Here is a 24109-nt window from a genome sequence, read left to right as displayed (position 1 = left end):
TCCAGATCGGTCGTCACAAACCTGATCTTGACACCCTCCTCCTGCGTCTCAGGACCGCCTTCAGCTCAAGAGCCAAACGGAATCAATCATCTAGGGCTTGCCCCTGCACGCGGGGAGCTTTCGTGCGCGCTACACGCACGAAAGCTCCGCTACATGCACGAAAGGCCCTCGCGAGCGCGCTACACGCACGTGAGGGCCCTTTGTGCGGGTGTCAGCTGTCCACCGCGGCTTTCCCGGCGGTCAGCAGAGCCAGCATCTCCGGCAGGTCGAAGAACCGGGCCACGTCGAGCGCGGACCGCGGTCCCAGCGCGGGGTCGGCGCCCGCGTCGAGCAGCAGCCGGACGGTGCGCTCGGAACGGCGGAAGACCGCCGCGCCGAGCGCCGTCTGGCCCCGGTCGTTGACCCTGGCGGTGTCGGCTCCCCGCTCCAGCAACGCCGCGACGGTGTCCGGGTGGACGTGGTACGCGGCGAGGATCAGCAGGGTGTCGCCCGAGTCGTTGGTGAGGTTCACCGGGATCCCCGCGTCGACCGCCTCGGCCAGCCGGGCGGTGTCGCCGGTGCGGGCCAGGTCGAACATCGAGCGCAGGAGGGTGAGCTCCTCCTCGGTGAGAGTCACGGCGGGGCTCCTCAGGAGACGGTCGCCGGGAAGCGGTCCCACACGCGGTGGGCGCCCAGCAACGTCATCAGCTCGGTGAACACCTTCGACGCGTCGTCACCGGTCACGACGCCCAGGCCGGTGCACCCGGACGCCTCCAGCGCCGCGCGTCCGGCACCCCACGCGCCGATGGCCTTGGCGTGCCGGTAGCACTCCTCGATCATCAGCAGCACCCGCGGGTCGACGGCCGTGCCGGGGGCACCGGCCTTCGCGTCCCGTGCGGGCACCGCGTCGGGTCCGGGCGGCGGGCTGCCCGCGAGCAGCAGCGCGTCGAACTCGATCGACCGGGCGGTGAGCAGCGTCCGCTGTGCCACGAGGCCGCTGTCGCCGATCGGGCCGCCGGTCGGGGCGATCAGCAGCGGCACCATGCCGCCCGCCAGGATCGTCTCGCGGACCGTGCGGACGCCGTCGAGGTCGGCCGGGTCCACCACGATGCCGATCAGCCTGCCGTCGGTGGGCCAGGTCTGCCCGACCTGCGAGAGCGCGGGGCTCGGCGTGACCTTCCTCGGCCGCACGGTCGGCGCGGGCGCCGGCAGGCCGAGACCCTTCGCGACCTCCGAGCACAGCGTCGCGTCGACGTTCGCGAGCACCTGCAGCTGGCGTTCCTTCACGGCCTGCTCGTAGCACTTGCCGAGCTCGAACGTGAACGCGCGGATCAGGTGCTCCTTCTCGACCGGCGACATGCTCAGCCAGAACAGCCGCGGCTGCGAGAAGTGGTCGGAGTACGACGCGGGCGCCTCCCTGACCTTCGCCGACCGCGCCACCGGCTGCGCCACCTCGACGAACGGCCGGTTCTCCGCACCGGCCTCGAACGGGTTGCCGCCGTCGAGGGTGTTCGGCTTGTACGGCGCCACACCCGCGTGCACCGCGTGCTGGTGGTAGCCGTCGCGGAACATGTCGTTCACCGGCACGTGCGGCCGGTTGATCGGGATCTGGTTGAAGTTCGGCCCGGCGAGCCTCGTCAGCTGCGTGTCGAGGTAGGAGAACAGCCGCGCCTGGAACAGCGGGTCGTCGGTGACGTCGATGCCCGGCACCAGGTTGCCGAGATGGAACGCGACCTGCTCGGTCTCGGCGAAGAAGTTCATCGTGTTGCGGTTGAGGGTCAGCAGGCCGACCGGCTGCACCGGCGCCAGCTCCTCCGGCACGATCTTCGTCGGGTCGAGCAGGTCGATGCCCTCGAACGTCTGCTTCGGCGTGTCCGGGAAGATCTGCAGGCCGAGCTCCCACTGCGGGTGCGCGCCGGACTCGATGGCGTCGGCGAGGTCGCGGCGGTGGAAGTCCGGGTCGAAGCCGTTGATCATCTGCGCCTCCTCCCACACCAGGGAGTGCACGCCGAGCTTGGGCTTCCAGTGGAACTTCGCGAGCACCGTCTCGCCGGCCTCGTTGACCAGGCGGAACGTGTGGACGCCGAAGCCCTCCATCGTCCGGTACGAGCGCGGGATGCCGCGGTCGGACATGTTCCACATGACGTGGTGGGTGGCCTCGGTGTGGGTCGACACGAAGTCCCAGAACGTGTCGTGCGCGCTCTGGGCCTGCGGGATCTCCCGGTCCGGGTGCGGCTTGCCCGCGTGGATGACGTCGGGGAACTTGATGCCGTCCTGGATGAAGAAGACCGGGATGTTGTTGCCGACCAGGTCGAAGTTGCCCTCCTGGGTGTAGAACTTCGTCGCGAACCCGCGGGTGTCGCGGACGGTGTCCGCCGAGCCGCGCGAGCCCAGCACCGTGGAGAACCGCACGAACACGGGCGTCTCGATGCCGTCGGCGAGGAACGCGGACTTGCAGACGTTCGAGGCCGTGCCGTAGCCGACGAACGTGCCGTGCGCGCCGTAGCCGCGGGCGTGGACCACGCGCTCCGGGATGCGCTCGTGGTCGAAGTGCATGACCTTCTCGCGCAGGTGGTGGTCCTGCAGCAGCGTCGGGCCGCGCTCGCCCGCCTTCAGCGAGTGGTCGGTGTCGCGGATCCGCGCGCCGGCCGACGTGGTGAGGAACTCGCCCTGCTGTCCCATCGAGGTCTTCGGGGCACCCGTGGGCGCGCCCGTCGGCGAGACGGTCTCGGGGCCGTCCTGGTCACCCTTGGGCGGCAAGGGGCCACGCGGGTCGGTCGGTTCTGCGAGTGAGGGCGGCTCGCTGTTCGGGACGCCGGGGATCGGCGGGTTCACCATCTCGGTGACCTTGTCCACGGCCTTCTCGACCACTGCCTTCACTTTGCCTGGCTTCCGGGTGGCCAAAGCATCCTCCTCAGAGCGGGTCCGTCGCTGAGGCGATACCCGCGATCCGGCCGGATATGCCAAACCATCGGCCGGATCACCGGACGGGCAGCTCAGGGCGCAGCAGTCGGGAAGAGCGCCCTCATCGTCGTGCGGCGCGTGCGGCCCGTTCCGACAGGCCGGCGAACGCGGCCCTCAGCTCGTCCGGCCCGAGCACCTCGACGTCCGCGTCGAACCGGGCCAGCTGCGCGGCCAGCGCGGCCCACGACCACGACCCCGCCGACAGCCTGGTCCGGTCCCCGGCGGCCGTGGCGGTGCCGTCGCCCGCGAACGGTGCCACGGCCGCGAGCGGCAGGTCGAGGAGCACCTCGCCGCGGCACGGCCAGCCGGGGGTGTCCGAGCCCTTGAACCGGGCGGACAGGAACTCCGCGACGTCGCCGCCCGGCACCTCGCGCGGGCTGAACCGCGGCCCGTTCGGGACCCGCAGCGTCATGCGGTCGGCGCGGTAGGACCGCCAGTCCTCGCGTTCGGGACTCCACCCGACCACGTACCAGCGGCCCGCCCTGACCACGAGGTGGTGCGGCTGCACGCGGCGCGGCGGCCCGTCCGGCTCCGGGCCGCCGGGGGCGCGGTAGTCGAACCGCAGCTCCTCGCACGCGTGCACGGCGGAGCTGAGCGCGAGCAGCACGTCGGTGTCCACCTGCGTGCCGCGCCCGGCGGGTTCGACCTCCAGCGCGTCGATGCGGCGGCGCAGCCGTGACGGCAGAACCTGCCGCACGGTGGCCAGCGCCCGTGCCGCGGCCTCCTCGATGCCCGCCCCCGTGCCCACGGCGATCCGCAGCGCCACGGCCAGCGCCACGGCCTGCTCCTCGTCGAACAGCAGCGGCGGCATCTGGCTGCCCGCTTCGAGCCGGTAGCCGCCGTCCGGCCCCTTCACGGCCTGGACGAGGTAGCCGAGCTCGCGCAGCCGGTCCACGTCCCTGCGGACGGTGCGTTCGCTGACGCCCAGGCGCTGGGCCAGCAGGAGACCGGGCCAGTCGCGCCGGACCTGCAACAGTGACAGCAGCGAGAGCAGCCGGCTCGACGTGGTCGTGGACGCGGAAATCGGCATGGAACGAGGATCGCACAAGAAGCGGACGTTCCCTGTCCGGTACTGCTGACAGAGTCGCTCTCGACGCTGGAGACCTCCGGTAACCGAGAACGACTGAAGGAATGCGCACCATGCCGCTCAACGCTGTCGCCCACCTGAACTTCCGCGGCCAGGCCCGGGAGGCCCTCGAGTTCTACGCGTCGGTCTTCGGCGGCCGGGCCACCGTCGTCACCTACGGCGACTTCGGGATGCCCGCCGAGGTGCCCGGTTCGGCCAACGTCGTGTTCGGCGAGGTCGTCGCCGAGAACGGCTTCCGCGTGATGGCCTACGACGTGCCGGGCGAGAACCGGCCCGTCGAGGTGGCCGAGCCCGCCACCCGCCGCGAGAACGGCACCACCGTCACCGCGGAGCGGTTCTTCCTGTCCGTGCGCGGCGAGAGCGCCGACGAGGTCACGCCGGTCTGGAAGGGCCTCGCCGAGGGCGCCACGGTCATCGAGGAGTTCGGCCCGGCGCAGTGGTCGCCCGGCTTCGGGATGCTGACCGACAGGTTCGGCGTCACCTGGGTCATCGACGTCGCCCACGCCTGAGCCGCGCGAGGCGGGGCGCGCCCGGCGCCCCGCCCCTTCCCCTGGAGAACACACCATGCACACCCGTCCGCTCGGCCGCACCGGCATCCAGGTCAGCACGTTCACGCTGGGCACGATGATGTTCGGGCCGTACGGCAACCCCGATGCCGACGAGTGCGTGCGGATCGTCCACCGCGCACTCGACCAGGGGATCAACACCATCGACACCGCCGACGTCTACGGCGGTGACGGCGAGTCCGAACGCATCCTCGGCAAGGCCCTGCGCGGGCGCCGTGACGACGTCGTCCTCGCCACCAAGTTCAACGGCCCGATGGGCGGCGACCCGAACCGGCGCGGCAGCTCCCGCCGCTGGGTCACCGAGGCCGTGGAGGGCTCGCTGCGCCGCCTCGGGGTCGACCACGTCGACCTCTACCAGGTCCACCACCCCGACCCGGACACCGACGTCGAGGAGACCCTGAGCGCGCTCACGGACCTGATGCGGGCGGGCAAGGTCCGCGCCATCGGCCACTCCAACCTGCCGCCGTCGGAGATCGTCGAGGCCCAGTGGGTCGCCGAACGGCGCAACCTCGCCCGGTTCCGCAGCGAGCAGCCGCACTACTCGGTGCTGAACAGGGGAGTGGAACGGGAGATCCTCCCCGTCTGCGAGCGCTACGGCCTCGGCGTGCTGGTGTGGAGCCCGCTGTCGATGGGCCTGCTGTCCGGCCGCATCCGCCGCGGCAACGGCGAGCAGCCGTCCGCGGGCCGCCTGCACTGGGTGCCGAAGCACCTGACCGACGAACGCAAGCTCGACGCCGTCGAGGCCCTCGCCGCACTGGCCGAGGAGGCGTCGCTGTCGCTGCCGCGGCTCGCGCTCGGGTTCGTCACCGCCCACCCGGCCGTGACGTCGGCGATCATCGGCCCGCGCACGCCGGACCAGCTGGACGGCCTGCTCGCGGGCGCCGGCACCGTGCTCGGCGCGGACGTGCTGGACCGGATCGACGAGATCGTGGCACCGGGCACCGACCTGGGGCCGGTCGACGTGGAGCACGTGCCCCCGGCGGTCGCGAACCCCGCCCTCCGCCGCCGGGCCTGACCCGGTCGGCGGTACGTGCTGGTCAACCGACGGCGGCGGGAACGGCGGGTTCGGCCGGCTCCCGTTCCGCCCGCACGGCCGCGATGCCGGCGAGGATCAGCACGCCGCCGAAGAGCTGCAACGCGGTGAGCTCCTCGCCGAGCAGCAGCCAAGCGTACAGGGAGGCGCACACGACCTCCATCAGGCCGATGAACGAGGCCAGGCGCGACCCGAGGACGCTGGTGGCGGTGATGCCCGAGGCGTAGGCGAGCGCCGTGCCGATCACCGCGACCACCAGCAACGGCACCCACCACGGTGTGGCCACGTCGAACAGGGTGACGTCGCGGGCCGTGGCCGTGAACGGCAGCAGGCCGAGCGCCCCGACGAGCGCCAGGACGGGTGCGGCCACCAGCAGCCCGGCACCGGCCAGAGCGACCGGCGGCAGGCCCTCGGCGGGACGCGCGGCGATCAGGAAGTACGCGGCGCAGCCGACGGCGGCGCCGAACGCGGCGGCCAGGCCGAGCGGGTCGACGGCCTGGATCGCGCCCGGCCCGATGACCAGCACCAGGCCGCCGGCCGCGAGGACCGAGCCGGCCAGGACGACCGGCGCCGGCGTGCGCCGGGTGAGCGCCCAGCTGAGCCCGACCAGCAGCAGGGGAGCGAGGAACTCGATCAGCAGCGCCGTCGCCACCGGGATGCGCTGGATCGCCGCGAAGTAGAAGACCTGCGTGATCGCCACGCCGACCAGGCCCATGCCCAGCACCCGCCATCTCGCTCTCAGCAGCAGCGACCAGCGTCCGCGCAGCGAGAACAGCACGAACGGCAGCAGCACGAGCCCGGCCGTGAGCGCCCGCGCCGTCACGGCGGCCGTCGGCGACCAGCCCGCCTCCAGCAGCGGCTTCACGAACGCGCCGGAGGTGCCGAACGAGACGAACGAGACCACTGCCGCGACCAGACCGGTGGTCTTCGACGGGACTCCCATGTGCGCGTACCTCCCGCTACCGTGCGGCGTCATGGCCTAACCTGCTTGACGACCCTGACGCTAAGTCGCGCCCGGTAAGGAGTCAACTTGCGTTTTGCCCCTGACACGGAGATGAACCTCGCGTTCATGGTGGTCCTGTGCAACACCGAGGCGCAGGCGTCGCGCAGCGGAGAGGACGAGCTGCTCACCGTCGAGGCGCTCCACGACCTGCTCCGCGAGCACGGGTACACCGGCCGCTTCGACCGCGACGAGGCCGAGCTGCGCGACGTCCGCGAGGTGCGCGCGCTCCTGCGGCAGGTCTGGACGCTCAGCCGGGACGAGGCCGTCGAGGCGGTGAACAAGATGCTCCGCGACGCCCACGCGCTCCCGCGCCTCGTCCGCCACGACACCCAGGACTGGCACATCCACGCCACCGAGCCGGACGCCCCGCTCGCCGAGCGCCTGCGCGCGGAGGCCGCCCTCGCGCTCATCGACGTGATCAGGACGGACGAGATGGACCGCCTGCGGATCTGCGCCGCCGACGACTGCGAGGGCCTGCTGCTGGACCTGTCCCGCAACGGCCTGAAGCGGTTCTGCGGCGTCCGGTGCGGCAACCGGATGAACATGATCGCCTTCCGGGAACGACGAGCGGGAGCGGCCGGCCGCGTCACCTGACCCGGTGAACGTCGATTGTGGACGGACGCAGGTGGTACTTCCGGGAAGAAGTGCTGGTCGCAGCCACGACGGTGGAGGTGGGTCGGTGATTCTGCGCGACTACGGCTCTGACGCGAAGCAAGGGGACCTCGTCGAGTTCCGCCTCGACGGCGAGGAACGACGCCGGGGCATCGTCATGTTGCTGCGCAGCGTGGGGAAGAAGCTCCTGTACGTCGTCCAGGAGGAACTCACGCACGTCAGGCACGAGATTCCGGTGCAGCGCATCGCTTCCGTGCTGAAACGGCGCCGCCCTCCAGGGGGCTTTCACACGGTCAGGTGAACGATTTGATCTTCTCGGCACCCGTGCCGCACTCTGCCGCAATTCCACGACGACGTGCGAGCGAGAGGTGCCATGGAGCACGAGGAGAACTGGTTCAAGGGCGCTGTCTTCTACGAGGTGCTGGTTCGCGCGTTCAGCGACTCGAACGGTGACGGCACAGGCGACCTCAGGGGGCTGGCGTCCAAACTGGACTATCTCCAGTGGCTGGGCGTCGACTGCCTCTGGTTGCCGCCGTTCTACGCGTCGCCGCTGCGCGACGGCGGGTACGACATCAGCGACTTCCGCGCGGTGCTGCCCGAGTTCGGCACGGTCGAGGACTTCGTGCACCTGCTGGAGGAGGCCCACCGGCGCGGCATCCGGGTGATCACCGACCTGGTCCTCAACCACACCTCGGACGCGCACCCGTGGTTCCAGGAGTCGCGCCAGAACCCCGACGGCCCGTACGGCGACTACTACGTGTGGAGCGACGAGGACTCGCACTACAGCGACGCGCGGATCATCTTCGTCGACACCGAAACCTCGAACTGGACGTACGACCCGGTGCGCGGCCAGTTCTTCTGGCACCGGTTCTTCAGCCACCAGCCCGACCTGAACTACGACAACCCCGCCGTCCAGGACGCGATGCTCGACGTCCTGCGGTTCTGGCTCGACATCGGCATCGACGGCTTCCGCCTCGACGCCGTGCCGTACCTGTTCGAGCGCGAGGGCACGAACTGCGAGAACCTGCCCGAGACGCACGACTTCCTGCGCAAGTGCCGCAAGGTCGTCGACGACGAGTACCCCGGCCGCGTCCTGCTCGCCGAGGCCAACCAGTGGCCGTCCGACGTCGTCGAGTACTTCGGTGACGGCGACGAGTGCCACATGGCGTTCCACTTCCCGCTGATGCCGCGGATCTTCATGGCGGTGCGGCGCGAGTCGCGGTTCCCGATCTCGGAGATCCTGGCGCAGACGCCGGCGATCCCGGAGAACGCGCAGTGGGGCATCTTCCTGCGCAACCACGACGAGCTGACGCTGGAGATGGTCACGGACGAGGAACGTGACTACATGTACGCGGAGTACGCCAAGGATCCGCGGATGAAGGCGAACATCGGCATCCGCAGGCGGTTGGCCCCGTTGCTGGAGAACGACCGCAACCAGCACGAACTGTTCACCGCGCTGCTGCTCTCGCTGCCCGGCTCGCCCGTGCTGTACTACGGCGACGAGATCGGCATGGGCGACAACATCTGGCTGGCCGACCGCGACGCCGTGCGCACGCCGATGCAGTGGACACCGGACCGCAACGCCGGTTTCTCGTCGTGCGACCCCGGCCGCATCTACCTGCCGGTGATCATGGACCCGGTCTACGGCTACCAGGGCCTGAACGTCGAGGCGCAGAGCCGCAGCCAGTACTCGCTGCTCAACTGGACGCGCCGGATGATCGAGGTGCGCAAGCAGCACCGCGCGTTCGGGCACGGCGACTTCACCGAGCTGGGCGCGTCCAACCCGACGGTCCTCGCGTACCGCCGCAGTCTCGGCGCCGACGTCGTCCTGTGCGTGAACAACCTGTCCCGCTTCCCGCAGCCCGTCGAGCTCGACCTGTCCGAGCACGCCGGCACCGTCCCCGTCGAGCTGACCGGCGGCGTGCGGTTCCCGGTCGTCGGCGAGCTGCCGTACCAGCTCACCCTGCCCGGCCACGGCTTCTACTGGTTCCAGCTGACCGCCGACGTGGAAGGTGGCGACAAGAAGTGACGACGAGCAAGGCCGTCGAGGTCCTTCCCGCCTCCGACCAGCTGGAACGCTGGCTGCACGCCCAGCCGTGGTTCCACGGCCGCCGCCGGTCGGTGACGTGCGAGCGGGTCGCGTTCCTGCGCGAGGGGGACCCCACCCTCGCGCACGTGGTCCTGGCGAGCGGCGGACGCCGCTACCAGGCGCTCCTGGGCGTCCGGCAGGAGCTGCCGGAACGCCTGCTGCACGCCAGGATCGGCACCGCGGGCGACCGCCAGGTGTACGAGGCGGTCTACGACCCCGACCTGACCGCCGTGCTGCTGGACCACTTCGAGGAGTCCACCGAGGTGGCGGGCCTGCGGTTCCGCGCCACCCTGCCCCCGCGCCACACCACCGCACCGGTCGGCAGGCCGTTCCCCGGCCCGCAGCGCAACTGCTCGATCGTCTACGGGCAGCGGCACGTGCTGAAGTTCTTCCGCGAACTGACGCCCGGCGACAACCCGGAACTGGTGCTGCACGACGCCCTCGCCTCGGTGGACGACCCCCACATCGCCCGCCCGCAGGGCGCCCTGGAGTCCGACCTGGACGGCGTCCGCACCACCTTCGCCGTCCTGCACGAGTTCGTGCCGCTGGGCGCCCTCGGCTGGCCGATGGCCACCGCCAGCGTGCGCGACTTCCTCGCCGCCTCCGCCAGCGACCCGGCCTCCGCCGGAGGCGACTTCGCCGCCGAGGCCCACCGCCTGGGCCGAGCCGTGGCCCGCGTGCACGCCGACCTCCGCCTCACCCTCGGCGACCACCTGGCGGGCCCCGACGACGAGGCGGAGTTCGTCGCGGCCATGCACCACCGCCTGGACGCCGCCCTGGCCGAGGTCCCGGACCTGGCCCCGTTCGAACAGGGCCTGCGCACCCGCTTCGACGCGGTGCTCGACGCGGCGGGCCCGATCCGCCTCCAGCGCGTCCACGGCGACCTGCACCTGGGCCAGGTCCTGAGGTCACCGAGAGCCTGGGTCCTCGTGGACTTCGAGGGCGTGCCGCACGGCACCACCACCGAACGCTCCCGCCCCCGGCCGGCCGCCCACGACGTGGCGACGGTCCTGCGGTCCCTGCACTACGCCGCCGCCCAGCTGCTCGTGGGCGCCGACGACGTCACCGCGCTGCTGCCCCAGGCAGCCCGGTGGCTGGACCGCAACCGGACCGCGTTCTGCGACGGTTATTCGGAGATCTCCGCCGACCTGCGCCGCGACGACGTGCTGCTGACCGCCGTGGAGCTGGACCGGGCGGTGCTGGAGGTGCGGCACGAGCACCGGTTCCGTCCGGAGTGGACCGTGATCCCGCTGTCGGCCATCGCGGAGGTGGTGACGGGGACGCCGATGTGGACGGCGTGAGCCGGGCCGGGCGGTTCCGCCTCACGGGATGGAGGGTTCGGTGCGGGCGGTGTGTACAACGGTGGAGTCGACGCACCGCCCGCCACAGTCCTCGACGGAGAGTGAGGACGTCCTGTCCGCTCCGACGGCCCGGCAAGCCAACCGCTCGCGCCGTACCGCTTGGCCCCCTTGCGCCGCTCGCGCCCTCTGCCCGCGCCGCTGGCCCCTGCCTGCGCCGCTCGCGGCCTTTGCCCGCGCCGCACCGCTGTCCTCTGCCTGCGCCGTCTCGCGGTCCCTGCCCGCGCCGCATCGCTGGCCCTGCCTGCGCCGTCTCGCGGCTCCTGCCTGCGGCTTCGGCGGGCTCGGTGCGCGGCATCGGAGATCCGGTGCGGCCACCCGGCCTCACCACGGGCGCGTTTTCCCGCGGCACTGCTTGGGTATTCGCCGGTCCTGATTCCCCCGCGGCGCCCAAGGCGCCTTGAGCAGGATGGTGAGACGTGGAGATGACGCCTCCGAAGGACGTGTGGGGGCCTACGGTCGGTGTGGAGGAGGAGTTCCTCCTCGTGGACCCGGTGACCGGAGCGCCGGTCAACCTGGCGGACGAGGTCGTCTCGGTCGCGCGTGAGCGGCTCGGGCTCGAGCTGGAGCACGAGCTGACCGGGGCGCAGGTGGAGATCAACACGTCGGTGTGTCAGGACGTGGAGCAGGCTCGTGACGAGCTGCTGCGGACGCGGCGGCTGGTGGCCGAGGCCGCGCGGCTCGCCGGGTGCCGGGCTGTCGCCGTGGGCGCGCCGCCGCTGGGTGAGGCTTCCGGGGAGATCACGGACAGCCTGCGGTACCGGCGGATCGCCCGCGAGTTCGGGGCGCTGGCCGAGCAGCAGCTGATCTGCGGGTGCCACGTGCACGTCGCCGTTCCCGACCGGGAGACCGCGGTGCAGGTGTGCAACCACGTCCGGCCGTGGCTGCCGGTGCTGGCCGCGGTGACGGCGAACTCGCCGTTCTCCGGTGGTGAGGACACCGGGTTCGCCAGCTGGCGCTCGACCGTGTGGTCGCGCTGGCCGGTTTCCGGGCCGCCGCCGGTGTTCACCTCGTGGGAGCACTACGAGGAGGTCTGCGACACCATGATCACGGCGGGTACGGCCCTGGACCGCGCGATGGTCTACTGGGACGTCCGGCCGGCCACCGAGCTGCCGACCGTCGAGGTGCGGGTCTCCGACGTCGCGGCGTCCGTGGACGAGGCCGTGCTGCTCGCGGCGCTGGTGCGCGCGTTGGTCGCGCAGGCGGTCGTGGACGTCGGGAACGGTGTCGAGGCCGAGCCCGTGACGCAGGAGGTGCTGCGGCAGGCGTGCTGGAGCGCGGCCAACGAAGGGCTGCGGGGCACGATCCTCGACGTCCTGGCCGGGGAGCCGCGGCCCGTGCGGGACCAGCTGGACGACCTGGTGCGCCGGTTGACGCCCATCTTCGAGGCCAACGGTGACCTGCCCGCTGTGCGGCGGGGCCTGCGGCTGCTGGAGACGGAGGGCAACGGCGCGGACCGCCAGCGCCGGGCGTTCCAGGGCGGTCAGGTCGAGTCGCTGCTGAAGGTCCTCGACGTCGACAACGCGGACAAGGACGACAACGCCGACAAGACGGACGCTCAGTCCGCCGCGTCCTGAACCCGGTCGTCCTCGGTCCGAAACTGTCTTCAGTGGACTGTCTGTCGAGGATGGTCTCAGAAGATCGAGTTTTCCGGTGGCGCGTCACGACAGATGTGGCGCGCCACGGAAAGGCGACCCGAGTCAAGCCGGACATGGCGAAGGGCCCCGCACCAGATGGTGCGGGGCCCTCGGCGTGGGGAGTCAGTCCTTCTTGAAAGCGTCCTTGACCTTCTCGGCCGCTTCCTTCAGGTGACCCTTGCCCTGCTCAGCGGCGCCCTCGGCCTGCAGGCCCTGGTCGTCCGTGGCGTCACCGACGCCTTCCTTGAGCTTGCCCTTGAGCTGGTCGCCCTTGGCTTCGAGCTTGTCATCGGCACCCATTGTCCGTCCTTCCTCCACGCTTGGACTTCAGGCGGTAACTGCTGGGTGGATGCCCGCAACGGGGCGTCGTGACACGTGATTAACGCGGCGTTTCAAAGAAGGCGCTTGATCTCGCCCCTCGCGCGGTAGAAACCGCCGCTCGCCGAGGTGTGGATCTCCGTCACCAGGTAGCGGGCACCGGGGACGCGGATGTCCTTCGGGAACTGCACGGCGCGGGTGCGGTCGTAGCCCTCGGACACCACGTGCACGCGCAGGCGACCTGCTTCCTGGACGCACTCCACGACGACGGCGCCGGACGGGACCGCGCTCGCCGTGACGGTCTCGACCTCGGCGGTGGCCTCCACGCGCTTCCAGTGGTCGGCCTTGATGTCGTGGCTCTGCGGCAGCTCGCCCTGCTCGGCGGCGTGGATCGCGGCCGGGCTCGCGTCGATGCACGCCAGCGAGCCGTCGGTCGTCACGATGTAGAGGCGTTCGTCGCGGTACTGCATGGAGTACGCGGAACCGCATCCCGTGCCGAGCTTCCACAGGCGTGTGCCGTCTGCGGCGAAGCAGTACACGGACGAGTGGTTGTCGCCGGCGAAGACGTAGTCGCCGGAGGGGGAGGTGGCGCAGGAGAAGACCGCCGCGTCGCAGCGGTAGCGGGCCGTCTCGGCGCCGGTCGCCCGCGCCAGCCGGTGCACCCAGCCGCGGCTCGTGCCCGCGAACACCTCCGTCGGCTCCTGCCAGCCGAACAGCACCTCGCCGACCGTGTCGGCGTGCCACACCGGCTCGCCGGTGCGGGCCGCGTAGTGCGTGACGCCCCGCGAGTGCCCGTGGAACACGCCCTCCTGCGCGCACCTCACCATCCACGCGTGGTTGCCGGTGCTGCGCCGCGACCACTGGAACTCGTCCTCGTGGTCGACGGTCGTGATGCCGCCGTTGCGGTCGGACACGCCGAGCACGCCGTCGTCGATGTCCAGCCAGTAGATGTCGACGTCGCTCGCGATCTCGTACGCGACGCGCGGCACCTTGCCGCCCAGGTCGTACACGCGGCCGTCGTCGCAGCCCGCGTAGATCCAGAAGTCGTCGGCGACGATGCACTTCACCCCGTCCGGCAGGCCGTAGCGGCCGGTGACCTGACCCTCGTGCGACAGGGTGAACACGTCGCCGCGCTCGTTGCCCACCCACGCCTCGTTCTCGCCGACGAAGATGCCGAACGCGGGCGCGCCGGAGTGGAAGCGCCACAACACCGGGGCCTGCCGCGCGCTCGACCGCACGCTGGTGATCTCACGGCGGGTGATCGGACGCCGCTGCCGCTCGCCCTTCACGGCGGGCGCGTACCCCTTGCGCACCTTCTCGCCGATCTTCTTCTGGGCTGCCTGGACGGCCTTCGTCTCGTCGGCGAAGGTCGACTCGCGGGTGGAACCGCGCTCCCCGATGCGCCCGAACGTGATCGTGACGGTCGTGCCGTCCACGACCACCTCGTAGAACTTGTGCGCACCGCCGCCGGTCTCCGACAGCTCCAGGTAGGTGGTGGCAGCCACGGTCTTCCCCCTCGTGTTGATCAGTTGGGAGGACCGTAGCAACGAGGTCTGACAATTCTTGTCGTGACTGGTCAGAGGCCGGATGGGCAGGGTGCGCGGAGCAGCACGCCGGTCGTGCCGGGCAGCTGCACGGACCGCACCGTCCTGCCTTCGTGGTCGCGGTGCGCGCGGTGCAGGAGGACCTCGACCTTGGCGCTCCCGGTGGGGTTCGCGTTGACCAGCGCGACACCGCAGGCGAAGTCGCGGCGGTACACCTTCTCGGCGACGGCGCGGTAGGACCCGGCGGCGTAGCCGAGGTTCCACTCGTACTCGGGATGCCACGGCGTCGGGTCGCCGTAGCCGTCGGTCTTGGCGATCTCCGCGATGGCGGCTTCCCCGGTGGTGGTCATGTACAGGCTGGCGAGCGCGTACCGGAAGGCCCGCGTGTCGCCCACGTCGAAGTGCGGCTGGACCCAGGTCATCCTGCCGTGGGTCTCGTTGGCCGCGATCTGCGCGACCTGCTTGCGCCAGCCCAGCTCGTAGTCCTCCAGGAGCTTGCCGCTGGAGAACGTGAGCCACCACTCGTCGAACCCGCCGTCGAGGTAGGTGCTGTAGGAGTCCCAGGCGCCGCGTTGCAGGCGGGCGTTGGAGAGGTTCGCGACCGACTTCAGTCCCGCGGCGGTGAACCCGCGCCGCACCTCGGCGAGCATGCCCCGGTACGCCCGCTGGAAGGAGGCGTCGTCGGGGTACTTCGCCGGGCACACCCCGGGGTGGTAGGTGTCGCACGTGAAGAGCGCGTTGTCGAGGAACACGCCGTCGAACCCGGTGGCCTTGGCGTTCGCGACGACGCTCTGCACCCACGCCTTGCGGTAGGCGGTGTTCCCGACGTCCATCTGCCAATGGCCGTCGTAGCCGGAGTAGGCGAGCTCCCGGCCGTTCTTGTCGCGCAGGAACCACTCGGGGTTGCGCTTGCGCACGTCGCAGTAGCCGAGACCGGTGGGCAGCTGGGCGTCGTCCACCCCGTTCTTGCAGGCGTACGAACGGGTCGAGGACAGGTCTTTGTAGACGTACACCTTGACGTCCGGGTTCACAGCCTTGAGCTTGCGCAGCAGTTCGCCTTCCCAGGCGTTCAACGCGATGTGCGCGCGCCGCTTCGCCTCGACGGCGATGGTCGCGTCGGACACCGGTGTGCTGTTGAGGTGGAGCCAGAACGACTGCGCCCGTCCTACCGGGAGGACAGTCTCCGCCCGCGCGGCCGGGGTGATGGACAGGAGGAGGGCGGTCAACAGGAGGACTCTCCGCACGGCACCTGATCGAGCGGGCATCCGGTCCTCCTCGCCTCGTCCGTTCGCAGGAGTGCGCTGAGGATGTACCCGCTCGCGGCGGTGAGGAAGGTGCTTGCCGGGCAAACCACCTCTTGCGGTGCGGTGGCGGTCCCGAAGGGCACCGTCAGTAGGTGCGCGCAGGGCCGGCCGGGCGATACCGCGGCCGTCCCGTCAGATGCCAGTCACGCACAGAGGTCAGCGCAGCGGGTGAGACCGCGTCCAGTCGTCCACGCGGAACGGTGCGGCACCACGGGCCGCCGACGCGTGCTCGGCCACTCCGGAAGGCAACATCCCTTCCACGGCGCCGAGTCTGCTCAGGTAGTCCTTCGAGAACGCCGCGGCCACCTCGGCGGGAGTCAGCGTGGGCGCGTAGTCGGTCAGGCCCGCGACGGTGCTCCGCGTCAGCTCGTAGCCGAGCGCGTCCGACACGGCGGCGAGAACCGCCCGCACCCGGTCCGAGACGGTCACCTGCACCACTGTGCTGAACAGGGAGCCGGTGGCGGTGATGCGCTGCGCCGAGCCCACGACCTTCGCGACGCCACCGACGTTGATGCTGTACTCGCCGGGGCAGTACTCGCCGTCCACTTCGCCTACGCGCGCGTCGACGTCACCCAACGCGCGAAGCACCTGGACGTGGCTCTCGGCGTTGGCGGCGAACGTCGCGCTGCCCGCGTGCCGGAGGCCGGTCGTCCGGTCGAGGTGGTCGATCACGACCGCGCCCTCGTCGTAGGCGACCATCCGTCCGCCGGGAGAGCGGACGACGGTCGCGAACCCCGCCTCGTGCGCGACCTCGGTGGCCGCGGCGATGCCGGGGGAGCGGAGGTCGCGGCCACTGAACGCGACCGTGGGGCCCTGCGGCACGTAGACGTGGACGAGCTCCGACCACGCCGCTTCGGGGGCGCGCAGCAGCAGAGCGGGAACCACGAGCTCGGTGGTCGCGTCGCCGGCGCTCCCGGACACGACGAGCCGGGCGGGGTCGGGCTTGTTCGCGGTGGACACGGTCTCGACCCTAAGCGCTGCACCAGAGGCTCTGTCCCGCCTTGCCCTTCCCACACCCGCCCGCGTGTCACCCACCCAGTGGCTCCCGCCTCCCCTGCGTAACACGGCTTTAGTACGCGGGGACCCCGCGTACGCCGAGACAGTACGAAAGGGCCCCGCGTGCGGGCGGGGAAACGCGAAAGAGAGTCGTGAGCGGGGTGGGGTGTTACGGACAGCAGCTCTGGAGGTGGGCTCAGACGTGGCTCAGGCGGCGTCCGCTCTCGATCAGCTCGCCGGTGAACGTGTCGAGCGCCTGCGCGAACTCGCGCTGGTCCGGCTCCTGCCAGTCGTGCAGCTGGTCGAGCAGCCAGCCCCGCCACGCCTGCACGAGCCGGGTGAACACCTCGGCGCCCTGCTCGGTGAACCGGTAGCCGTCGTCGTTGAACGCGAGGTGCCCCGACCGCACGAGGCTGCGCAGGGTGGGCTCGAAGATGCCGCCCGGCACGTTCGTCATCTCGGCGATCTCGTCGGGGGTGGCGACGCCGTCGTCCGCCGACGCCCGGTAGACCCGGCCGAGCAGCCACGCCTGCTCCAGCGGCAGGTCCACGCCCGAACGCCGCAGCACGGCCGGTCCCGGGTCGTCCTCCGACCTCGCGACCACCGCCGACACCAGCTTGCGCAGCTCGTCGTAGGAGTTGGACGGTGGTGCGGCGAAGCTCTCGCCCACGCCGCTGTTGCCCGCCGCGGCGGCCCGTGAGGTGTCGCGCAACGGCACCTCCGGCAGGAAGAACGCGACGGCGAGCGCGACCAGGCCGATCGGGGCGGCGATCAGGAACATCGTCTGCACGGTCTCGGCGTAGCCGTCGACGATCGGCGCGCGGACGGCCTCCGGCAGCGCGTGCACGGCGGCGGGGCTCGCGATGGCGCGCGGGTCCACGCCGGGCGGGACGACCAGGTTCCGCGGCAGCTGGTTGGCGTAGATCGTGCCGAACGCGGCCACACCGAACGAGCTGCCGATCGTGCGCAGGAAGCTGATGCCGGACGTCGCCACGCCGAGGTCGCCGTAGCTGGTGGTGCTCTGCACGACGATCACCGGCACCTGCATGACCAGGCCGATGCCCGCGCCCAGCACCGCCATGAACAGGCCCATCACCCAGTAGCTCGTCGTGGCGTCCAGGTTGGACAGCAGGAACAGGCCGAGCGAGAGCCCCACCGACCCGATCAGCGGGAAGATCCGGTACCGGCCGGTGCGGCTGATCGTGCTGCCCGTGACGAGCGCGGTGACCATCAGGCCGGCGATCAGCGGCAGCATCCACAGGCCGGACGCCGTGGCCGACTCGCCGCGCACGTACTGCAGGTAGATCGGCAGGTAGGTGATGCCGCCGAGCATCGCGAACCCGACGACGAAGCTCAGGATGCCGGACACCGTGAACACCCGGCCGCGGAACAGCCGCATCGGCAGCATCGGCTCGGCGGCGCGCTGCTCGACGAGCACGAACGCCACCAGCAGCACGACCGACCCGGCCGCCATCCCCAGGATCGTCGGCGACGTCCACGCGTACTCGGTGCCGCCCCAGCTCGTGACGAGCGTCAGCCCGGTCGCCGCGAGCGCGATCAGGGCGATGCCCGCGTAGTCGATCCTCGGCCGGGCGTCGGTCCTGATCGTCGGGAGGGCGGCCAGCGCCACCAGCACGACCGCGACGCCGAGCGGGATGTTCACGTAGAACGCCCAGCGCCAGCTCAGGTGGTCGACGAACAGCCCGCCGAGCAGCGGCCCCGCCACGGTCGCGACGCCGAACACCGCTCCTGCGAGGCCCTGGAACTTGCCGCGTTCCCGCAGCGGCACGACGTCGGCGATGATCGCGGTCGACGTGACCATCAGCCCGCCCGCGCCCAGGCCCTGCACCGCGCGGAACGCGATGAGCATCCCCATCGACTCCGACCAGCCCGCGAAGAACGAGCCGACGAGGAACAGCACGACGCTGATCACGAACGTCTTCTTGCGGCCGTAGAGGTCGCCGAACTTGCCGATCAGCACCGTCATGATCGTCTCGGCGAGCAGGTAGGACGTCACCACCCACGACAGGTGGGCCCCGCCGCCGAGGTCGGCGACCATCGTGGGCAGGGCGGTGGACACGATCGTCTGGTCGAGGGCGGCCAGCAGCATCGCGAGCAGGACGGCGGCGACGACCAGGTTCCGGCGGCGGGTGTCTACCTCGGGCACCGCCGATGATGGCCCAGCTCCGGCGGTTCCGCTGGCCCGGGTGGTTGCCGCGGCCGGGTGGTCATAGGGTCTGGGCGGAGCACAGAGGAGGCACGTCTTGATCTTCATCACCGCCAAGTTCCGCGTCCTGCCCGAGCACGCGGAGGCGTGGCCGGACATCAGCAGGAGCTTCACCGAGGCCACCCGCGCCGAGCCCGGCTGCCTGTGGTTCGACTGGTCGCGCAGCCTGGACGACCCGAACGAGTACGTCCTCGTCGAGGCGTTCCGCGACGGTGACGCGGGCGGCGAGCACGTGGGTTCCGACCACTTCAAGGCCGCCCAGACGGAGCTGCCGCGCTATCTCGCCGAGACGCCGCGGATCGTCAGCCAGAGCGTGGAGCAGGACGACTGGTCGTTGCTCGGCGAGATGGAGGTTCCACCACGTGGGTGAGGCTCGGCCCGAGCCGTTGGTGCGCGCGGCCGCCGGGTCGAGGATGGCCCGGTGGACGCCTTCGTGGAGTTGTCCGCCGAGCTGACCGGGTTCTCGGCGGAGGAGCTGAGGTCGACCGGACTGGTCGAGCCGTACCGCGCGCTCGCCGAAGGCGCGTCCGAGGCCGAGATCATCCAGCTGTGGTACACCGGCGTCTGGCGCGGAACGGTCCCGAGCGCCCGCGCCTACGCCGAGGGGCTCGCCTGGAAGGCCGCCGGGGTGGCCGCGCCCGGCACCCGCGGCCCCGGTTTCGGCAGCTGGGAACGCAGACCGCGCGGCAGCTCCCGGTGAGGGCCGTGGTGGTCGGCGCCGGGTTCGCCGGGTCGCTGATCGCGAAGGTGCTGGGGGACAACGGGTTCCGCGTGCTCGTCCTGGAGGCGGGCGCGGGCCACGACCCCGGCGAGGCGGTCGAGCGGTACCGCACGGCACCGGCCAGGACGCCGCTCGTGCCGTTCCGGCGGACCGCCGCCGCGCCGTCGAGCGACTACGTCGTCGACACCGGGCCGCACTCGGTCGCCAGCCAGTACCTGCGGATGAACGGCGGCACCGGCACGGCGTGGGCCGGCCTCACGCCCCGGATGCTGCCCGACGACTTCCGCACCGCCGACTTCGGGCACGGCCGCAGCTGGCCGCTGTCCTACGACGACCTGGAACCCCACTACCGCGCCGCGGAGTGGGAGATCGGCGTCGCGGCCGACGCCGACGAGCAGCGTCAGCACCTCCCCGTCGCCGATGGCTACCGCTACCCGATGCACGCCCTTCCGCGCACGTTCCTCGACGAGGCCATCGCGTCCGCTGTGGACGGACAGCGGGTGGACGGACGGGAGCTGCTGGTCGTCGGCACACCCCAGGCGCGCAACGGGGTCCCGGTCGACGGCTACCGGCCGGACGGACGGCTCTGCGCCGGGTTCGCGAGCTGCGTGCCGGTCTGCCCGGAGGGCGCCAAGTACACGCCGCACCGCACGCAGAAGCGCTGGCCCGCCACCGTGGAGCTGCGCACGCGGTGCGTGGTGAACCGCCTGCACGCCGACGAGTCGGGCCGTGTCACCAAGGTCGGCTACCAGCGCTATGAGGACGACACGACCGGCGCGCACACCCGTCACGAGGTGGAGGCCGACGTCGTGGTCCTGGCCGCGCACGCCGTCGAGAACGCCAAGCTGCTGCTCCTGTCCGGTCTCGCGAACAGCAGCGACCAGGTGGGCCGCAACCTCATGGGCCACCCGGTGCTGCTGACGTGGGCGCTCATGCCGCACCCGGTCGGCCCGTTCCGCGGTCCCGGCTCGACCACCGGCATCGAGGCGTTCCGCACGGGTCCCGAACGGGCCGCGCGGGCGCCGTTCCGCGTCGAGATCGGCAACTGGGGCTGGGGCTGGTCCGCGGGCAGCCCGGAGTCCGACACGGCCGAGCTGGTCGCGGCCGGCCTGCGCGGCACGGCGTTGCGCCGGGCCGTCGCGGAGCGGGTGAGCAGGCAGTTCACCCTCCAGATCGAGGTCGAGCACGAGGCGGACCCGGCCAACCGCGTCACGCTCGCCGCCGAGCGCGACGCGCTGGGCAACCCGCGGCCGTCCGTCCACTACGAACTGTCCGAGTACGCCAAGGACGGGATGCTGGCCGCGAAACGCGTGTCGGACCGGATCTTCGAGCTGCTCGGGGCCGAGGACCACACGGCGTACAAACCGGACGACGAGCGCTACTTCGAGCACGACGGCGAACCACTGCGGTACTGGGGTGCCGGGCACAGCGGCGGCACGCACGTGATGGGCACGTCACCGCGCGACTCCGTCGTGGACCAGTGGCAGCGGTGCTGGGACCACCCGAACCTGTACGCGGTGGGCTGCGGCAGCATGCCGTCGCTCGGCACGTCCAACCCGTCGCTCACGATGGCAGCGCTGGCCCTCCGCACGGCGGGGCACCTCGTCACGCGGTGGCGGTGAGAGAAGTTCTCCGCGGGATGTCGAAGCCCGGTGCCGCCGATCGACGCAGGGGTGGCGGCATCCGGATGCCGCCTGCCGACCACGAGGAGAGAAGACCATGCGGTTCCTGCTCATGCACCGGGTCCCGGAGGACGACTCGTCGTCCTGGGAGCCGGTCCCGGAGCTCGTCCAGCGGATGGACGAGTTCGCCACGAGGCTGGCCGCGCAAGGCGTGCTGCTGGGTGCGGAGGGGGTGCAGCGGACCGGTGCGGTGGTGCGCAGGCGCGGCACCGCGGTCAGCGCCGTCGACGGCCCGTTCGCCGAGGCCAAGGAGGTCGTCGGCGGGTTTCTGCTGATCAACGCCGCGGACCTGGCCGAGGCCACGGCCATCGCCGAGGAGTACATCGGCTGCTTCGCGGGCGTCGAGGAGATGTCGGTCGAGGTGCGGCAGGTGGCGGAGGCGGAGGACCTCGAGCGCTACCGCTGAGCCGGTGCCCTGCCGTGCGTCTCCAGGGACGTGCGGCAGGGCGTACTGACCGTTCTGTCTGCTAGCGTGGGCGTGATGGCGCACAACGTTCGAGGTCAGGTCTCCGAGGCCCGCACGCGGCTGCTCGCGACGGCCTCCCGGATCTTCTACGCGGAGGGCCTGCACTCCGTCGGCATCGACCGGATCGTCGCGGAGGCCAAGGTCACCCGCGCGACCCTGTACCGGCACTTCGCGAGCAAGGACGAGCTCGTCGTCGCCTACCTGCGGTCGGTCGCGGAGCTGGAACGCGGCCTGGTCGCCGCCGCGGTGGACGGCGACCGGTCCGCGCCGGACGCGCTGCGGGCGCTCGCCGCGTCCATCGCGGAGGCCATCGGCTCGGACGGCTTCCGCGGCTGCGCGTTCCTCAACGCCGCCGCCGAGTACCCGGACGCCGCGCATCCCGTGCACGCGACGGTGCTGGAGCACCGGGCCTGGTTCCAGGGCGCCGTCACGGACCTGTTCGCGCGCATGGACGAGGAGACGGCCGAGTCGGCCGGACGGCACTTCATGCTGCTCCGCGACGGTGCGATGGCCGCGGGGTGCCTCGCCGACGCCGAGCGGGTCGGCGAGACGTTCGTGGCCGGTGTCGAGGGCCTGCTCGGGTACCGGTCGGACCCGGCGGCGCGGGCCAGGCTCGCTACCTGAGGGCGGCGACGGCGTCGCGGACGAGGCGCCAGAAGCGGGGCACGTCCAGCGAGATCGCGACGTCGGCGTTGTGCTCCTTGCCGAGCATGTCCCGCAGGTCGACCGCCGTGGCACCGGCCGTGAACTCGCCCCTCGTCTCGACGTCGACGTGGCAGCGCCGCACCTCGGCCACGGCCCGGTCGATCGCGATCGCGACGGTGATGGGGTCGTGCAGCGGCCCGTCCGGCATGCCCTGCGACACCTCGTACGCGGCGCAGAAGAACCGCAGCAGCTCGACGCCGAACGCGCTGGTCTCGTTGCCGATCGCCGCGATCGACGCGATCACGTCCTCGGTCACCAGCGCCTGGTGCGAGATGTTCAGCCCGACCATCGTGACCGGCAGGCCGGAGCGGAAGACGAGGTCGGCGGCCTCGGGGTCGGACCAGGCGTTGAACTCGGCGTAGGCGCCGACGTTGCCCCTGCCGGTCGAGCCGCCCATCCAGATGATCTCCCGGATGCGTCCGCGCAGGCCGGGGCGCTGCTCCAGGAACAACGCGACGTTCGTCAGCGGCCCGGTCGGGATGAGCGTGACGGGCTCGGCGGACGCCTCCAGCAGGTCGGCGGTCAGCTCGGTCGCGGTGCGCCCGTCCAGCGGCACCGCCGGTGCGGGCAGGACGGGGCCGCCCAGCGCGTTGTCGCCGTGGATCCACGTCGCCGGGGTGAGCTTGCGCCGCAACGGTCCGTCCGCGCCCGCGGCCACCGGCACGCCTTCGACACCCGCGACCGTGAGCGCGATCCGCGCGTTCGTCGTGGTGTGCTCCAGCTCGCCGTTGCCGGCGACCGTCGTGACGCCGAGCAGGCTGACCTCGGGGTTGCCCGCGGCGAGCCACAACGCGAAGACGTCGTCGTGGCCGGGGTCGCAGTCGATGATGACGGGTGTGGGCACGGCGCTCCCCGGGGTCAGCGGGCGGTCGGGGAGGGGAGCACGGGGACCGTGTCGCGGAACCGGCCGGGCGGGACGCCGTACTCGCGGCGGAACGCGGCGGACAGGGCGAACTCGGTCGAGTACCCGACCTGGGACGCGATCCTGGCCAGCGGCGCGTCCGTGTCGCGGAGCAGCTGGGCGGCGCGGTGCAGGCGCCAGCCCGTCAGGTAGGCCGTCGGGGCCTGGCCCACGGCGGCGGTGAACAGCCGGGAGAACGCCGCGCGGGGCAGGCCCGCCGCCTCGCTCAGCGTGCCCACGGACCACCGGTGGTGCGGCTTGTCGTGGATCTCGCGCAGGGCGGCGGCGATGCCGGGGTGGGTGACCCGCGGCGGCCCCTGGTCGTCCCCGTGCCCCTGGTTGTCCTCGTGCCACTGCCGCAACGCCTGCACGAGCACCAGGTCCAGCACCGCCCGCAGCGTCGCGGCCGCACCGGGACCCGTCGCGTCCTCGGTGAGCAGGCCGACGAGCGAGCGCAGCACCGGGTGGCGGCCGGGCTCCGGCGACACGGTGATGAGGCCGGGCAGCGCGCGCAGGTACCGCGGTGCCCGCTGGAGGTGGTAGGCGCCGCACAGGAACTCGAAGTCCGCGGGCCCCGGCGCGGGCGGGAACGGGCCCATCTCGACGAGCGGGAGGTCGTGCAACGGGAGGGGCTCGGTGCTCAGCCCGTGCTCACCGCCGGACGTGACCAGCACGATGTCCCCGGTGTCCAGCCGCACCGGCTCGTCGTGGCTGACCAGCCAGCACGGCCCGGTCGTGATGACGTGGAACCCGCTGCCCTCGAACGCGGCGAACCGGGCGCCGGGAGCCGTCTTCCTGATCAGCCGGGCGCCCGCGCCGCCCACCCGCACGGCGCGGATCATCTCGCTGATCAGGTCCACGACGGCCATGGTATTCGCTCGCGCATGAACTGGTGCCGCTCGCGCATGGCACCGCGG

Annotated in this window: 23 protein-coding genes; 12 read left to right on the top strand and 11 right to left on the bottom strand. The window is 71.7% G+C overall.

All coding sequences use genetic code 11. From position 1 onward, the window contains the following. Positions 1 to 211: 211 nt before the first annotated feature. The 3 genes from BLT23_RS23445 to BLT23_RS23435 form a co-directional block, all read right to left on the bottom strand. A complete protein-coding gene (locus tag BLT23_RS23445) occupies positions 212 to 616 on the bottom strand; it encodes an ankyrin repeat domain-containing protein (protein ID WP_245744113.1) in 405 nt (134 codons plus the stop codon). Positions 617 to 627: 11 nt separating this feature from the next. Then, positions 628 to 2817, bottom strand: a complete 2190-nt coding sequence (locus BLT23_RS23440; protein WP_176946892.1) for a catalase — start codon at positions 2815 to 2817, stop codon at positions 628 to 630. A gap of 187 nt (positions 2818 to 3004) precedes the next feature. Further along, complete coding sequence (locus BLT23_RS23435; protein WP_090052029.1) at positions 3005 to 3973, bottom strand: helix-turn-helix transcriptional regulator; 969 nt, start codon at positions 3971 to 3973, stop codon at positions 3005 to 3007. A gap of 110 nt (positions 3974 to 4083) precedes the next feature. On the opposite strand from BLT23_RS23435, the gene BLT23_RS23430 reads away from it, so the two are divergent. After that, a complete protein-coding gene (locus BLT23_RS23430) occupies positions 4084 to 4539 on the top strand; it encodes a VOC family protein (RefSeq protein WP_090052168.1) in 456 nt (151 codons plus the stop codon). A 55-nt stretch (positions 4540 to 4594) separates the two neighbouring features. Next, complete coding sequence (locus BLT23_RS23425; RefSeq protein ID WP_090052026.1) at positions 4595 to 5611, top strand: aldo/keto reductase; 1017 nt, start codon at positions 4595 to 4597, stop codon at positions 5609 to 5611. A gap of 22 nt (positions 5612 to 5633) precedes the next feature. On the opposite strand, the gene BLT23_RS23420 is transcribed toward BLT23_RS23425, so the two are convergent. Further along, a complete protein-coding gene (locus BLT23_RS23420; protein WP_090052023.1) occupies positions 5634 to 6572 on the bottom strand; it encodes an EamA family transporter in 939 nt (312 codons plus the stop codon). Positions 6573 to 6659: 87 nt separating this feature from the next. On the opposite strand from BLT23_RS23420, the gene BLT23_RS23415 reads away from it, so the two are divergent. The 5 genes from BLT23_RS23415 (at position 6660) to BLT23_RS23395 (ending at position 12268) form a co-directional block, all read left to right on the top strand. Next, positions 6660 to 7226: a CGNR zinc finger domain-containing protein gene (locus BLT23_RS23415; RefSeq protein WP_176946887.1), complete on the top strand. Its 567-nt coding sequence runs from the start codon at positions 6660 to 6662 to the stop codon at positions 7224 to 7226. 85 nt (positions 7227 to 7311) lie between these two features. Further along, entirely contained in the window at positions 7312 to 7545 is a 234-nt protein-coding gene (locus BLT23_RS23410; protein WP_090052020.1) for a hypothetical protein, read from the top strand. Between the two features lie 72 nt (positions 7546 to 7617). Then, a complete protein-coding gene (gene treS / locus BLT23_RS23405) occupies positions 7618 to 9273 on the top strand; it encodes a maltose alpha-D-glucosyltransferase (protein ID WP_090052018.1) in 1656 nt (551 codons plus the stop codon). Then, positions 9270 to 10634: a maltokinase N-terminal cap-like domain-containing protein gene (locus BLT23_RS23400; RefSeq protein WP_090052015.1), complete on the top strand. Its 1365-nt coding sequence runs from the start codon at positions 9270 to 9272 to the stop codon at positions 10632 to 10634. Before treS ends, BLT23_RS23400 begins: the two co-directional genes overlap by 4 nt. 482 nt (positions 10635 to 11116) lie before the next feature. After that, positions 11117 to 12268, top strand: a complete 1152-nt coding sequence (locus BLT23_RS23395) for a carboxylate-amine ligase (protein ID WP_090052165.1) — start codon at positions 11117 to 11119, stop codon at positions 12266 to 12268. A 183-nt stretch (positions 12269 to 12451) separates the two neighbouring features. Here BLT23_RS23395 and BLT23_RS23390 read toward each other — a convergent pair whose 3' ends face one another. The 5 genes from BLT23_RS23390 to BLT23_RS23370 all read right to left on the bottom strand — a co-directional run bounded on the left by BLT23_RS23390 (position 12452) and on the right by BLT23_RS23370 (position 18600). Continuing rightward, entirely contained in the window at positions 12452 to 12628 is a 177-nt protein-coding gene (locus tag BLT23_RS23390; protein WP_090052013.1) for a CsbD family protein, read from the bottom strand. 92 nt (positions 12629 to 12720) lie between these two features. Continuing rightward, positions 12721 to 14151 carry a WGR domain-containing protein gene (locus BLT23_RS23385; RefSeq protein WP_090052011.1) on the bottom strand — a complete coding sequence of 477 codons (1431 nt, stop codon included), beginning with the start codon at positions 14149 to 14151 and terminating at the stop codon, positions 12721 to 12723. A gap of 71 nt (positions 14152 to 14222) precedes the next feature. Then, positions 14223 to 15416, bottom strand: a complete 1194-nt coding sequence (locus tag BLT23_RS23380) for a putative glycoside hydrolase (RefSeq protein ID WP_176946886.1) — start codon at positions 15414 to 15416, stop codon at positions 14223 to 14225. Positions 15417 to 15650: 234 nt separating this feature from the next. Next, positions 15651 to 16454: a lipoyl protein ligase domain-containing protein gene (locus tag BLT23_RS23375; RefSeq protein ID WP_090052007.1), complete on the bottom strand. Its 804-nt coding sequence runs from the start codon at positions 16452 to 16454 to the stop codon at positions 15651 to 15653. Positions 16455 to 16686: 232 nt separating this feature from the next. Next, entirely contained in the window at positions 16687 to 18600 is a 1914-nt protein-coding gene (locus BLT23_RS23370; protein WP_245744117.1) for a DHA2 family efflux MFS transporter permease subunit, read from the bottom strand. Between the two features lie 154 nt (positions 18601 to 18754). Here BLT23_RS23370 and BLT23_RS23365 point away from each other — a divergent pair, with 154 nt between their 5' ends. From BLT23_RS23365 to BLT23_RS23345, 5 genes are all read left to right on the top strand, one after another. Further along, positions 18755 to 19087: a putative quinol monooxygenase gene (locus BLT23_RS23365; protein ID WP_090052161.1), complete on the top strand. Its 333-nt coding sequence runs from the start codon at positions 18755 to 18757 to the stop codon at positions 19085 to 19087. 51 nt (positions 19088 to 19138) lie between these two features. Beyond that, entirely contained in the window at positions 19139 to 19417 is a 279-nt protein-coding gene (locus BLT23_RS23360; RefSeq protein WP_090052005.1) for a hypothetical protein, read from the top strand. Further along, positions 19414 to 21060 (top strand): GMC family oxidoreductase, encoded by a 1647-nt coding sequence (locus tag BLT23_RS23355; protein WP_090052003.1) that lies wholly within the window; start codon positions 19414 to 19416, stop codon positions 21058 to 21060. Before BLT23_RS23360 ends, BLT23_RS23355 begins: the two co-directional genes overlap by 4 nt. A 97-nt stretch (positions 21061 to 21157) precedes the next feature. Further along, positions 21158 to 21526, top strand: a complete 369-nt coding sequence (locus tag BLT23_RS23350) for a YciI family protein (protein WP_090052001.1) — start codon at positions 21158 to 21160, stop codon at positions 21524 to 21526. Positions 21527 to 21601: 75 nt separating this feature from the next. Further along, positions 21602 to 22210: a TetR/AcrR family transcriptional regulator gene (locus tag BLT23_RS23345; protein WP_090052158.1), complete on the top strand. Its 609-nt coding sequence runs from the start codon at positions 21602 to 21604 to the stop codon at positions 22208 to 22210. Here the strand turns inward: BLT23_RS23345 and BLT23_RS23340 are convergent. Together BLT23_RS23340 and BLT23_RS23335 are read right to left on the bottom strand one after the other, a co-directional pair. Then, positions 22203 to 23135 carry a nucleoside hydrolase gene (locus BLT23_RS23340; protein ID WP_090051999.1) on the bottom strand — a complete coding sequence of 311 codons (933 nt, stop codon included), beginning with the start codon at positions 23133 to 23135 and terminating at the stop codon, positions 22203 to 22205. The genes BLT23_RS23345 and BLT23_RS23340 overlap by 8 nt on opposite strands. A 14-nt stretch (positions 23136 to 23149) precedes the next feature. Beyond that, positions 23150 to 24052, bottom strand: a complete 903-nt coding sequence (locus tag BLT23_RS23335; protein ID WP_090052156.1) for an AraC family transcriptional regulator — start codon at positions 24050 to 24052, stop codon at positions 23150 to 23152. Between the last annotated feature and the right edge of the window lie 57 nt (positions 24053 to 24109).

The organism is Lentzea fradiae (assembly GCF_900100955.1).
Lineage (GTDB): Bacteria > Actinomycetota > Actinomycetes > Mycobacteriales > Pseudonocardiaceae > Lentzea > Lentzea fradiae.
This window is presented reverse-complemented; position numbering and strand designations above follow the sequence as displayed.